Here is a 13,158-nt window from a genome sequence, read left to right as displayed (position 1 = left end):
ATGACGCTCCGGCGTCACTACCTCCCCAGCGAAGGTGATGACGTTATGAGCCTGGCGCGCGCGGCCTGGCTGGCGGAATACTTCCACGAAAGCGCCATTAACGGCACCACCGCTGGCATATGCAAAGCCTTTAACGGTGAATAGGGATAACCATGAAAGAACTGTCTTTTCTGTTGAGTCTTAAAAATAATCTGAGCGCACCGCTCGGCAAGGCGCAACAGTCTGTCGAACAGTTCGCCAAACAGTCACAACGGGCCTTTAAACAAATTGCGGTCGGGGCTGTGGGGTTGTGGGGCGTTGCTCAAGGCGTCAAAGGCTTGCTTGCCCCCGCTCATGAGGTTCAGAAAACATTAGATGAGTTGTCTACACGTAATGTCAGTACGCAAGCCTTAGACAAAATGTTTAAGGCGGCGCAGACGTTTAGCACCGCTTACGGCAAGAATGCCGCCGACTTTATCAGTTCAGCCACCATCATCAAAAGTACCATTGCCGGCATTACCGACAATGAGTTACCGCGCTACACCACCGCCATAAATACCCTTGCCATAGCAACCAAAGGCAGTGCTGAGGGGGCCGCTAATTACATGGCCGATATGGCGAATAACTTCCGCACCACGGCCAGCGAAATGGGCAATATCCCGTTTGCTGAAATGATGGCGTCGAAAGGCGCGTATATGGTGCAGAATTTTGGCGCAAACCTTGACGAAATTCGCGAAATGGTCAAGTCCAGCAAGGGAACTGGTACCCAAATGGGCGCAGGCATGGATGAACAACTCGCCGTCATGGGGATGCTCAAGCAGACCAAAGGCACCGAGGCCGGCGGTATTTATGACGCATTCCTGAAAAGCGCTATCGAGGGCGGTAAACAGTTGGGCCTGAGCTTTACCGACGCCCAAGGCCAGATGTTGGAATTCCCTGACATCCTGCAAAAACTCCAAGCCAAATTTGGCAACACCATTGAGGGCAACGTCAAGGCGCAAACCGTGTTAAATAAAGCCTTTGGCGAGGGCGCGCAAGCCTTGACCGCCACCTGGGGCCAGGCGGATAAGTTGCGTAAACATATGCGCGATATGGGGAACACTCAGGGTTTAGAGAGAGCCATAGAAATGGCTAAAAAAATGGCCGACATGTGGGAGCGGGTTGATCAGGTCTGGAAGCGCATTCGGATTGCGGTCGGGATGCAGCTTATCCCAGCCATATCCCCTCTGGCTGATTACGCCATTAATGCCGGAACCCAATTCGCCAAATGGCTGGAAATGTTCCCCAACATTGCCCGCTGGATTGGTTACCTCGCGCTGGCAACGCTGGGCATGGCCGCCGCCGGCGCGGTCGCCAATATCGTGATGGGGGTATCGAAATTTATCTGGCTGGGCCTGACGGGGATCTGGACTGTGGCAACCGCTGTTATCAAAGCCCTGACGTGGGCGCTCAATATCAAAGCGCGCGCCTTTCAGTTGGTCACGATTACCACTGCGCTCTATAACGTCGCGCTAAAATTCTTGCGCGCCACGCTTATTGCTACTCGCATGATGTTGATAAGCAGCACCGTCGCCATGCGCGCCTACGGTATCGCCACCATGCTGGCCGGTGTTGGGATGCAGTTATTGACCAGCCCGATCACCTTGATTATTGCCGGCCTTATCGCACTGGCGGCGGGGGTTTGGTATGTGATCTCTCACTGGGATCAGCTTAAAGCCGCACTGCTGGACAGCGCCGCGTTTCAATGGGTGATGAAAATTGCCGGCCAGGTGGGGGAAATGTTCGCCGGGGTGTGGGCGTCGATTACCCTGGGCTGGCAAATGGTGGTGGCCTACTTTGGCGGCTTGTCGCCGGTCGCCGCATTTAATGATTTTGCTGACGCCATCAGCAACGTATTCAGCAAGCTATGGGACTACTTAACGGAGTCTTTCGGCGCGACTTACAACTGGATTGTCACCAAGTTAAATAACATCCCCGGCGTCAGCATCGACCTTAAACCCATCGGCCAGGGCGAGAACGGCGCAACCGCACCCACGGCATTACCCGCGCCGGCGGGTTTAGTGAGTCCGACGATGAATAAGGGCGGGATAGCCAAAGCCCTGACCACCAATAACAGCAATCAGACCAGCACCACCCGCAGCGGCAACACTATTCATGAGGTGAATATCTACCCACCGAACGGGGCCACAATGGACAGCATCATGGAGTCAAGGGAGCTGGCCGCTGGATGAGTGAACAACGGTATATCGACCTGCTGATAACCGACGGCGACTTTACGCTGTCGTCCGGTAATGAACCGCTGTTGTGTGATAACCGCATCAGCATCGCGCAAGACTGCGTCCATCGGATTATCGAGTCCGGCCTGGTTAAGTTGCTGATTGCCGAACGTAGCCCGGTATTGCGCACCGATATCTTGTTGCAAATGGAGCTACTGACAGAAACCGATACCCGCATTGTGCCGGGTACGGTGCTGATTACCGATGATAGCCAGGGACACTATTTTATTACTGCGGATACCTACGATTTTGGCCCACTGTCACTGCGAGACTTATTATGAATAATCGCCCCAATCCTGACTATAAGGCCATTCTTGCCGATCAGGGGATGCCGACGACTGAAGCCCAGGTGCAAGCTGAATTCGAAAAGGTCGCGGCTGATGAGAATTTGATCACCAATACCTCGAATATGTCGCCGTTCTGGCGGCTGGTTAAGGCGATTGTGACCGCGCCAGTGATGTGGCTGATTGATGCGCTGGTGAATACCGTTATGGCTAACCTGTTTCTGGCAACCGCTAGCGGGGCTTTTGTTGATCTGTTTGCCTGGGCGGTCAATTTATCCCGCAAAAATGCCAGTCTTGCCCAGGGCGTGATCCGCTTTACCAAAGATAGCGTTAACGCTGAAATTACCGTGCCAGCCGGCACCGTGATCCAGACCGAGCGCATTAACGGCACGGTGTATAGATTAATGACATTGGCCGATACCGTTATCCCTGTAGGGGTGACCGGGGCATTGATTGCGGTCAATGCTGAATCCGCCGGCAGCGGCCACAACCTGGCACCCGGTTATTTTCGAATTCTGCCGGTGGCGGTCAATGGCATCGCCAGCGCGGTAAACGAGGATAATTGGTTACTCGCGCCGGGGGCCGATAAGGAACTGGACGACGACTTACGTGACCGGGTGCGCAATCAGTTTAATTTGCCTGGTCAATATCATATCGATGCGGTTTACCGTGGGTTGATTGCCAGCATTGCTGGCCTGACCACTGACCGAATTTTTTTCTTACACGATGCCCCGCGCGGCCCCGGTACCGCCAACGTTTATCTGTTGCTGGATTCTGGCATCGCCAGCCAGCCGTTTATCGATACGGTGAATGATTATGTGATGAGCCAGGGCAACCACGGCCACGGCGACGATGTGTTGTGCTTACCCTTGCCGGAGGAAATTCATAACTTGACGGTAACGCTTCACTTTTTCGACAACAGTAATTTAGACGACGAACAGCGTACCGTCTTACTTGCCAATGTTCGCAATCTGATCGGCTGTGCATTTCGTGAAAATGCCGATTACAGCGTACAAAAGACCTGGCCGCACAGCCGCTTTTCTATGTCGCGCCTGGGGGAAGAGTTGCACGATCACTTTGTTGAAATCGAATCACTGACCTTTTCACGCGGTGACATTATCAGTGGGTTATCGGTGCCACGCTTGGGCGTGTTGACGCTGGAGAGTGCTGATGAATAAGTTACCCAAATTTGCCTTGCCGGTGTGGATGAACAAAGGCGAACCGGTCAAATTAATGCGCGCTTGTCTGGCATTTTGGCAACTGGTTTACACCTGGATCAAGTGGCCGCTTAACCAGGCCGACCCGCTAACCTGCGTGGTGCCGTTACTCACCGTGCTGGCATATCAGCGAGACGTGACCCGCTTCCCTGGCGAACCGCTAACACTGTTTCGTAAGCGGGTGCATTTTGCCTTTATCAATGCCCAAGACGCGGGATCAGTGGCCGGATTTATTGCGATATTCGCCCGCCTGGGCGTGGGTTATGTCGAACTGCTAGAGCGCCAGCCGGAGATTGATTGGGATGTGATAACGGTGCGTGTTACTGATAGCCAACTGGCTGAAAACAGTGAATTGCTGATGAATATCATTCGTCAGTATGGCCGTACCTGCCGCCGCTACCGCTACGAGATTATCACCCCTATTGAGATGCATATCCGCGCCGGCCATGTGGGTTGTGAATATATCTGTTACAGCGCCAGCACCGCAGCAAATGAAGTGACAACCGCCGCCTTTGGCGCGTCGCTAATGGAGAAAAACTGATGTCACAAACTGTTATTACCTTTGCTTTCGAGCAGTGGAAAGCCCAGCAAGCCGCAGCGGGCGCGCTTGTGGTATTAGATGAGTTTGTTCTGGCCTATGTGCCAGACCTTGATCATACCGCCCCCATTGACCGCGCCGAGGTATTGCCGCCAGCGGCGCAGATAGTCCATCGCCAGACAGTGAATAAAATTGGCCTGGTCAATGATAATGCGGTGGTGTATTCCGTCACAATGGGAACCGAGTTGGGCGATTTTGATTTTAACTGGATTGGTCTGGTCAATAAAGCCAGTGGTACGGTGGCAATGATTGTTCATGCCCCGACCCAGCGCAAAGTTGCCAACGTGACCGGCCAACAGGGTAACGTCCTGACCCGCTCATTTTTGATGGAGTACAACGGCGCAGCCACTGAAACCGGCATTACCACCCCCGCCGAAACCTGGCAAATTGATTTCACCGCCCGACTAACCGGTATTGATGAAATGCAGCGTGTAATCAATGTGGATAATTACGGCCCTGGGGCATTCTTTGATACGGCCTATCTGGTGGCTAAAGCGGGCACACAATTTTTTGTCACCAAAGGCACCGGCTATATCGGCGGTATTCGTGCTGACCTATCGGCTAATCACAACATCAGCGTACCGGCAGCAGCGACCAAAGTTTGGGCCGATGTGAGTTTGCAGGGGAATATTACCAGCCAATGGGAAGCCGTAATTAAAATTACCGTCGCACCAATGCTGGAGAATTACAACCAATCCGGTTTTATGCATTATGTGTTTGCGGTGGCCAGCATTGATGCTGCGGGCAATATTACCGACCTGCGCCCGCAAGGTTCACTGAATGAACAAGAAACCAGTGACGCACTGGCGAAGCATGAAAAATCCCGTAATCACCCGGACGGTACGCTAACGGAAAAAGGCTTTGTGCAGATGAGCAGCGCCACCGATAGCGATAGCGAAGCACGGGCCGCCACCTCAAAAGCGGCCAAAATAGCGATGGACAATGGCAACGCCCGGTTAGCCAAAGAGCGCAACGGTGCGGATATTCCCAACGCGGCCTTATTCCGGCAAAACCTTGCACTGAAAGGCGCAGCACTGGTTGATATCGGTAAAACGGCCGGTACTGCCGCCGCGGGCGACGACAGCCGGATAGTGGACGCCATCAGCATCAAAAACACCAATATTCAGTTACCCGGCATCTTAGGTTCAAAGGGCTTGCAGGTGTTTCCGCTTCCCGGTTCGCCAGAGGGTGGCGAGATAAATCTTTATGATAAGGACAATAAACCAGCCGCATATATTGACATTGATTCATCTGGTCAGTGTCGAGTTGTTATTGAGGGGGTGGGGGTTTCTCTTCTCATCAGTAAAACCAGTGGCGATGTATTCATACAGAAATCACTCACGGCTACCGGTGTTTTAAAAGCCTCTGGAATTGTAGCTGAAGGAACGGTTTATGCTGGCAATACTGCCGCATGGTTAGAGGCTAACGGTAACGTCTACGGCCCTGTATGGGGTGGTCACCTATCTACCTATCTGGCTAACCGTACAGACCACCGAGTCAGGGCGTGGGCGGCAGTGCAAGGAAACGGCACAATTAGTAGCTCATTTGGCTTTGCTGCGATAAACCGTACCAACGTGGGCGGCTATAACTTCACCATGTCAACGTCACACGGCGCATACGCCGTCACGGTTGGGATTAATGGCGGTTCACAAGGCGCAGCCGCGAATGCTCACTCAGCAAACATTTGGAACCGAACACCAAACTCATTCAGCATCCAGAACGCCCGCGATGGCGGTGTAAGTTATGACTGGACTGACTGGACGGAATTTTACGTTATCGTCGTTGGCCCGTAAGGAATAAAAAATGGAACAATTGATTAATCAAGAGCAGCCAGACAACGACGAATACGACAATATTTATGTTGTGGTGTTTGAGAATGAGAGCGGGCGCGGAATGACGGTGGTTAATTTCGCCGCCCAACAGTATTTAGAGGCATTTACCCATGATGGGCCTTGGCTAAAAATCTTGCGTGAAGAGCTGCCAGACCAGCGATTTATTGAAGCATGGCAGTTCAATAAAGCAAAAAACGCCATCGTGGTAAATCCGGTTTGGTTGCAAGAAATGCAGGTTGCCGAAGCGGAAAGGGAGCGCAGCCGTAGAATTTGGTTGGTTCAGGACGAACTAACCGCACTGCAAACTGACCTGATGCTGGGGATTATTGACGATGAAGGTACGGCGCGTTTAATCAAACTGAAAAAATATGTTATTGCCATTAAGCAATTAGATGTAGCAACCGCACCCGATGTTACTTGGCCGGAATATAAATAATGTGGCATAAATCGGTGTTGCGCATCCCAGCCAATCTGGCCCCGGTCAATTGCTCGACCGTGGCCGTTCATCCCTGGGCGTTTGGTGTCGGTCAAACAGAGAAGTCAGGCTCGTTCTTGAGTCCGGCCAATGCGATTAACGCACTCGCCAGCCGACTGGCTGGCGCAGACAGCAATCAGGATGTCGTGGCATTTCTTATCACCGCCACCACTCTGGCGCAGTTCATTACCCTGTTGACCGCCGCCGCCGAGGTGTTCCCGATACCGGCATTGACCCAGGTTCAGCGCCGGGCCAAAGCGGCGTTAAGCCTGAATGCCAGCAAAATGCAAATCCCCGCGCGCCCCGGTGGTTTACCAGCGAGTGCGCCGCTATCCGTTGCCACCACGCGCCTGGCATCCGGGGCGCAAGCCTTGCAAAAAGCCATCAGTGATACCACAGGTGGTAGTAGTAGCGAGGCTATCGGTAGCGCTTTGGCCGCATTCAGTCAGCAGCGCGCCGCACTGCTGGCCGAGGCGACAAGTGGGCTGGAGCAATTGCAGGGGGTGAGTGTGCCAGTTTGGGCGCTTTCGGTGGAGGGCAACACGCAAACGGCGATCGCCGAGATGAAAAAAGACATTCCCGACAGCCAGGCCATTTTTAGCCTGGCGTTACTGTTTGTGGGCGCGGATTTGGCCCCACTGCGCGCAATGGTGGTAAATCATGGCTGATATTGTGATGCTGGCGCTCGATGGTGAGGCGATTTTATTAAAAAATATTCTGGTTACGCTGACCATGCCAATTCAGGACAAAGACCAGAGCGGCCAGGCCAGTAGTACCAACAAATCAGAGCAAGGTACTAAAGGCAAAGAGTTGCGGGTGTCCGGGTTAATCCGATATACGGATGCCGCTATGTTGACGCGTATTTATAGCCTGGCCGAAGCCAAAAACGCCGATGGCAGTAAGAAGCGCTACCGTGTCGCACACCCTATCGCCCAGGCGGTGAAATTTCGGGAGGCCACCTTTACCAGCGGTGTGGATGCCGCCGAACAAACGAATGCGATGGCCTGGTTGGTTAATTTTACCTTGACGGAACATTCCAGCGTGGCCGAGCGTAAAGCACAACAAGCCAGCAAAGGCGGAAAAAACACCGTCATTCAGACCGGGGATGGTGCGACGACAGAGGGTGAGAGCAGCGGCAGTCAGTCATGGTTTGATAAGGTTTCGCAATATGTCAATGACGAACTGATAGGCCCGCCCGGAGGCAGTGAATGAAATCCGTTGTTATTTTATACATTGGTGACAATGAGGTTGCCGGCATCAACTTAAATCTCTCGCTTTCCCTGAGCGCATGCGGGCTGGGGTTTGTTACTGCGATAACGGAAGCCGATTGTGTCGGTAAGGTCGTGAAATTAGACCTTGGCACCAACGATTCCGTATTCCGCTACTTAGTGGGATACGTGGAAAGCAGCGCACCGGCTGAAAATGGGGCACAGCGCTTATGCATTCGCGAATGGGTGGGTGGACTCCAGGTGTCGCAGCCTCATTCGCTGCAACACCCTACTTTGCGTGATGTGACCGACGCGGTAACGGTAGCTTGCGGTATCCCGTTTGTGCTACCTGAAAATGCTACTTACACCGACACTCAAATCCCCCACTTCAAACACAGCGGTACCGGTCTGCATTTGCTGTCCAATCTGGGGCGTGCATTCGGTATTTCAGATTACGTTTGGTATCAACTGCCCGACGGCACACTCTATGTCGGCAGTTACGACGATTCCCGATTTGCGAAAACGCCGGTCACCATTCCTCAAGAGTTTGCCGAAAGTGGAGCCGGGAGCAGCAGCTTTACATTGCCACTTTTCCCGACCGTTCGACCGGGTTCCATTGTCAACAGCCGACGCATTACCCGCGTGGACGTGAGCGACGACACCATGACGCTCTACTGGACAATTCTGAACAGCAAGGGCCAGCCAGCCCGAAAATCACCGGAACAGCGCCAGATAGACAAGTTTTATCCCGAATTAGCGGCAGGATTGCATTTGCCCCGCCGCGCGCGGGTAATGAGTCCGACCGACGCCGCTGAGCTGGGCGACCCGTCCGACCCCTTCCGGCCTCGCTATGCGGTCAATGTTCAATTGCTGGACGAGAACGGCAACGCCGCAGCCGGCACGCAGGAATATAACGCGGTACCGCTTCCTATTCCGATGGCTGGCAGTGAGGGCGGTATGTTCCAGTTCCCGCCAGAGGGAACGCTGGTCGAAATTGGTTTTGCTGATGGCCGACCAGATAAGCCGATGATCCGGCAAATACTGTCTGAGGGGCTATCACTGCCAGCAGTCAAGCCGGGCGAACAGTTGCAACAGCAGCGTGCCGGCGTCAGTCAGCGCGTGACGGTTGATGGAAGTTGGCAGCGTGATACCGACCAGGCGATAGAAGAAACCAGCAGCCGGCGCAGTGTGACCAGCGATGAGGAAAACCGCACCACGACGACTCGCACAACAACGGTAAAGGCCAACGACAGCACAACCGTGTTGGGGACTAAAACCCTGATGGCCGGCCAGGTGGTGCAACTTGCCGAGGGTGACTATTCGATAGGCACATCGGCAAACATGGTGACCAAAGTCGGCAAAGACAAAACTGACGATGTTGGCCAGAATCAAAATACCAAGGTTGGCCAGAATCTAACGACTGACGTTGCCGGAACGCTCACAGAGAAAATCGCCGGTATTCGCCGCAGTGTTGCCGCCGCTCAAGAACTTATCGCGCCATCAGTGCGCCTGGGTACCGATGAAATCAACGTACTAACGTTGCTCACCGATACGCTGGATGTGTTACAAACACTGGCACAACAGACCGCCAGCCACACTCACAGTAATACGGGTGGCCCACTGAACGCCGGCGATATGACCAGCACCGCCAGCACTGCCGCAGCGCTGGCAACCAAGTACGGCCCCTTTATTGCCTGACCGCCATCAAGCACAGACGGTATGCCTGTGCTTCAGTGACTTACTCCCGCCAAATCAGTAATACAATGACGTCATATCCCCGTAAAAATTACAGGAATATTGCCTATTGGCTACGCAGCAAGGCCGATGCATATCGCATATGACGCGCTGAAAGCCACACCACGGCACACATCCTTCAATGCACCTCACTATTCAGATTCAAACAAGATAATCGCGCCATGAGCCACCCATGAAACATACGAGGTAAATCCAGCCACGTAAAAGAAACGGGAGGTAAAACGCACACGCCCACCACGCCTGCACAAAATATTTGGCACACTTATTACAGTTTGGTAACTCTACAAACGCCCACGCCAGACCGCGCCAGTGCTAAAGATCTCGCTTGGATCTCAAACTGTAACGAGCGATATAGTTTTCAGTGAATTACAGTAATCAGAACGATCTCGATATGATCCATAAAAATTAAAATCATGATTTTAAAGGGAATTTATATTTTACGTCCGATCAAATGCAAAATAGAAAGTGTTCAGAAGAATAAATATAATTGTGCGTCAAGCCAGACGCCGCAAGGGATTGCGCAAAGTTGAGGGGAAATTTTGATACTGTAAAAACAGGTGAGAAACTCACTTTGATCTCGGACAAAAAACCAACAACAGTAGCCAGAACGGCTACTAGGTAAAATGCAAAACCCAAACTTTAACCGCATACCATCAGGCAAAACAAAGCCCCGCAAGCGGGGCTGATTTATCAGGCGTGGTCAATACGTGGCCACTAATGTTTATTTATATTTAATATTCAATAGGTTAATTAGATATCACTGACATCAACAGGTGTCACCTCATCTCCTACGTTAGCCAACACATCAGCAAATGGCAATTCAACTTGCGCTTCTGATGAAGAAATAATTTCTTCGGCAGGTAATGATATCCATTGCAACTGCCCACTGAGTTGCTCCGATACTTCTTGCGCCGATCGAGCCAGATAAGCGCCTTGCTGAATTAGCCAATGCACACCTTCACTGGTCGCACTTCCTAACGGGCCGGGTAGCGCAAAAACATCTCTGCCTTGTTCCATCGCATACCGGGCTGTAATCAGAGAACCACTTTTCAGCGTGGCTTCCACAACCAATACCGCTGTACTTAACCCACTGATAATACGGTTGCGTCTGGGAAAATGTGCGGCGATGGGTAATGCGGTTGTCAAAAACTCCGAAACCAAAGCCCCACCTTGGGATTCAATTTCGCAGGCTAAATGGCTGTGTTGGCGTGGGTAGATGTTCTCCAACCCACTGCCTAATACTGCGATAGTCTGGCCTTGGACAGTTAAGGCTGCCTGATGGCAAATTCCATCAATCCCCATCGCCAAGCCACTGGTAATAACCAGCCCCGCAAGCGCCAGCTCAGAGGCAAAATGTCTGGCCCATTGTTCACCATAATGGCTAAAATGGCGGCTCCCAACCATCGCAAGCTGTGGGCGGTAGAGAACATCCAGTTCGCCGGAAACAAAAAGGACCAATGGCGCGGCAGAGATGTGTGCCAAACGAGGTGGGTAGCCAGGCTCCCCATAACTGAGTAAGTGGTGTGAGGGATGAGTTAACCAGATTAATGCAGCCTCTATATAACGGGGGTCTACTTGTGTAAATTGCTGACATTGCAGCGTATTCAGGCCGTAAGCGAGTAATCGACCAGGATGGATATCGCCACTGGCAAGTAACCGTCTGGCCAACAAGCTGCTTTTCACTGCCCCAACACCCTTTACTTGGCTCATCCTGAGCCATAATTCCGCCGCTAACATATCGCCTCCCTGGCTTGCTGCCTAAGCTGATACCGATTTGTTCAATTGGTAGACGATGCTGTCAATCAGAGCCGGAAATGTCTAGAATGGAGATTGAATATCATTCACTACTCGGACGCAGATCTAGATATTTATGTCAGTATTACAAGTATTACATTACCCAGACGAGCGGCTGCGCAAAATTGCAGCGCCGGTAAAAGAAGTTAATGGTGAAATCCAGCGTATTGTGGACGACATGTTCGAGACAATGTACGCAGAGGAAGGCATTGGTCTTGCCGCAACCCAAGTGGATGTTCATAAACAAATTATCGTGATTGATGTTTCGGAAAATCGTGACCAGCGTTTAGTGTTGATTAACCCTGAGCTGCTGGAAAAAAGTGGTGAAACCGGCATCGAAGAAGGTTGCTTATCAATACCAGAGCAACGAGCCTTAGTCCCTCGCGCTGAAAAAGTGAAAGTCAGAGCGCTGGACCGCGACGGTAAACCGTTCGAACTCGAAGCGGATGATTTATTAGCAATCTGTATTCAGCACGAGATGGATCATTTGGTGGGTAAACTGTTTGTGGACTACTTATCACCACTGAAACGTCAGCGTATCCGCCAAAAGCTGGAGAAAATGGCTAAGCTGAATGCGCGCGCCAACTAACCCCTTTTAATTCAGGAAACCAATGTGTCTGATTCTTTGCGGATTATTTTTGCCGGAACTCCTGACTTTGCAGCGCGCCATTTAGGCGCGTTGTTGTCTTCTCAACATCAGATTGTGGGGGTTTTCACTCAACCAGACCGCCCGGCTGGCCGAGGGAATAAACTCACGCCAAGCCCGGTTAAGGTCTTAGCTGAACAACACAACATTCCAGTATTTCAGCCAAAATCATTGCGACCAGAAGAAAACCAGTATCTGGTTGCTGATCTTAAAGCAGATATTATGGTCGTTGTCGCCTATGGTTTGATTCTGCCAGCCGCTGTTTTAGCTATGCCACGGCTAGGCTGCATTAATGTACATGGTTCACTGTTACCGCGCTGGCGCGGTGCTGCGCCGATCCAACGTTCATTATGGGCAGGAGACACAAAAACCGGTGTGACTATCATGCAAATGGATGTCGGGCTAGATACCGGTGATATGCTGCATAAAATTGAATGTGGTATTCAGCCAGAAGATACCAGCGCAACACTTTACGATAAATTAGCTCAGCTTGGCCCTCAGGGCTTATTGATAACGCTGCAACAATTGGCTGATGGCACTGCGCAGCCTGAAGTACAAGATGAAACGCAAGTTACCTATGCCGAAAAACTCAGCAAAGAGGAGGCCAGATTAGATTGGTCACTTTCTGCTGCTCAGCTAGAGCGTTGTATTCGTGCCTTCAATCCTTGGCCTGTAAGCTATTTCGTGGTTGATGAGCAACCCATCAAAGTTTGGCAAGCACAAGTGCTCGCTGCCGTTGAGAATGCTACGCCAGGAATAATCATTCATGCCGATAAGCATGGTATTCAAGTTGCAACCGCTGATGGTGTTTTGAATATCACACAACTGCAACCGGCCGGGAAGAAAGCCATGTCCGCTGCTGACTTATTAAATTCACGACGCGAATGGTTTACACCCGGTAACCAGCTAGCATAAAAGATCTATTAAATCATATACCCAATGGATTTCATGGTGCAGGAAGGCGGCAAACGAAAGAATCCCGATGAGCTTATACAAGTAAGTGATTCGGGTGACAAATCTGCCCGGAGCAGATTTGAACGTTGCTTGCAGCGGCCTCGCAGAGGCGAGGCCCATGGACGGGCCGAGTAGCGAAG

The 13,158-nt window shown here is 51.9% G+C and carries 12 protein-coding genes and 1 pseudogene; 12 read left to right on the top strand and 1 reads right to left on the bottom strand.

Annotated elements, in window-relative coordinates:
* Genes AT01_RS22060 through AT01_RS13715 form a run of 10 tightly spaced genes read left to right on the top strand, consistent with a single transcriptional unit; the run spans position 1 to position 9,567 of the window.
* Positions 1-144 (top strand): DUF6890 family protein, encoded by a 144-nt coding sequence (locus AT01_RS22060; RefSeq protein ID WP_167335165.1) that lies wholly within the window; start codon positions 1-3, stop codon positions 142-144.
* An 8-nt stretch (positions 145-152) separates the two neighbouring features.
* Positions 153-2,210, top strand: coding sequence for a phage tail tape measure protein (locus tag AT01_RS13755; RefSeq protein WP_042547533.1), 2,058 nt, complete (start codon positions 153-155; stop codon positions 2,208-2,210).
* Positions 2,207-2,536: a DUF2590 family protein gene (locus AT01_RS13750; protein WP_042547532.1), complete on the top strand. Its 330-nt coding sequence runs from the start codon at positions 2,207-2,209 to the stop codon at positions 2,534-2,536. The genes AT01_RS13755 and AT01_RS13750 overlap by 4 nt, the downstream gene beginning before the upstream one ends.
* Entirely contained in the window at positions 2,533-3,717 is a 1,185-nt protein-coding gene (locus AT01_RS13745; RefSeq protein ID WP_042547531.1) for a baseplate J/gp47 family protein, read from the top strand. The genes AT01_RS13750 and AT01_RS13745 overlap by 4 nt, the downstream gene beginning before the upstream one ends.
* A complete protein-coding gene (locus AT01_RS13740; RefSeq protein WP_042547530.1) occupies positions 3,710-4,297 on the top strand; it encodes a hypothetical protein in 588 nt (195 codons plus the stop codon). Before AT01_RS13745 ends, AT01_RS13740 begins: the two co-directional genes overlap by 8 nt.
* The gene (locus AT01_RS20255; RefSeq protein WP_052489970.1) at positions 4,297-6,147 is read left to right on the top strand and encodes a phage tail-collar fiber domain-containing protein; all 1,851 of its coding nucleotides are present in this window, start codon (positions 4,297-4,299) and stop codon (positions 6,145-6,147) included. The genes AT01_RS13740 and AT01_RS20255 overlap by 1 nt, the downstream gene beginning before the upstream one ends.
* A gap of 10 nt (positions 6,148-6,157) precedes the next feature.
* A complete protein-coding gene (locus tag AT01_RS20250; protein ID WP_052489969.1) occupies positions 6,158-6,622 on the top strand; it encodes a tail fiber assembly protein in 465 nt (154 codons plus the stop codon).
* Positions 6,622-7,329 carry a hypothetical protein gene (locus AT01_RS13725; RefSeq protein WP_042547529.1) on the top strand — a complete coding sequence of 236 codons (708 nt, stop codon included), beginning with the start codon at positions 6,622-6,624 and terminating at the stop codon, positions 7,327-7,329. Before AT01_RS20250 ends, AT01_RS13725 begins: the two co-directional genes overlap by 1 nt.
* Positions 7,322-7,873: a baseplate complex protein gene (locus AT01_RS13720; RefSeq protein WP_042547528.1), complete on the top strand. Its 552-nt coding sequence runs from the start codon at positions 7,322-7,324 to the stop codon at positions 7,871-7,873. The genes AT01_RS13725 and AT01_RS13720 overlap by 8 nt, the downstream gene beginning before the upstream one ends.
* Complete coding sequence (locus tag AT01_RS13715) at positions 7,870-9,567, top strand: hypothetical protein (protein WP_042547527.1); 1,698 nt, start codon at positions 7,870-7,872, stop codon at positions 9,565-9,567. The genes AT01_RS13720 and AT01_RS13715 overlap by 4 nt, the downstream gene beginning before the upstream one ends.
* A gap of 819 nt (positions 9,568-10,386) precedes the next feature.
* On the opposite strand, the pseudogene dprA reads toward AT01_RS13715, so the two are convergent.
* A pseudogene (dprA, locus tag AT01_RS13710) lies at positions 10,387-11,361 on the bottom strand (DNA-protecting protein DprA); the annotation flags it as partial.
* Positions 11,362-11,494: 133 nt separating this feature from the next.
* Here dprA and def point away from each other — a divergent pair.
* Positions 11,495-12,007, top strand: a complete 513-nt coding sequence (gene def, locus AT01_RS13705; RefSeq protein WP_004702362.1) for a peptide deformylase — start codon at positions 11,495-11,497, stop codon at positions 12,005-12,007.
* A gap of 24 nt (positions 12,008-12,031) precedes the next feature.
* Positions 12,032-12,979 (top strand): methionyl-tRNA formyltransferase, encoded by a 948-nt coding sequence (gene fmt / locus AT01_RS13700; protein WP_004702360.1) that lies wholly within the window; start codon positions 12,032-12,034, stop codon positions 12,977-12,979.
* Positions 12,980-13,158: the final 179 nt, after the last annotated feature.

This window comes from Yersinia aldovae 670-83, from assembly GCF_000834395.1.
Lineage (GTDB): Bacteria > Pseudomonadota > Gammaproteobacteria > Enterobacterales > Enterobacteriaceae > Yersinia > Yersinia aldovae.
This window is presented reverse-complemented; position numbering and strand designations above follow the sequence as displayed.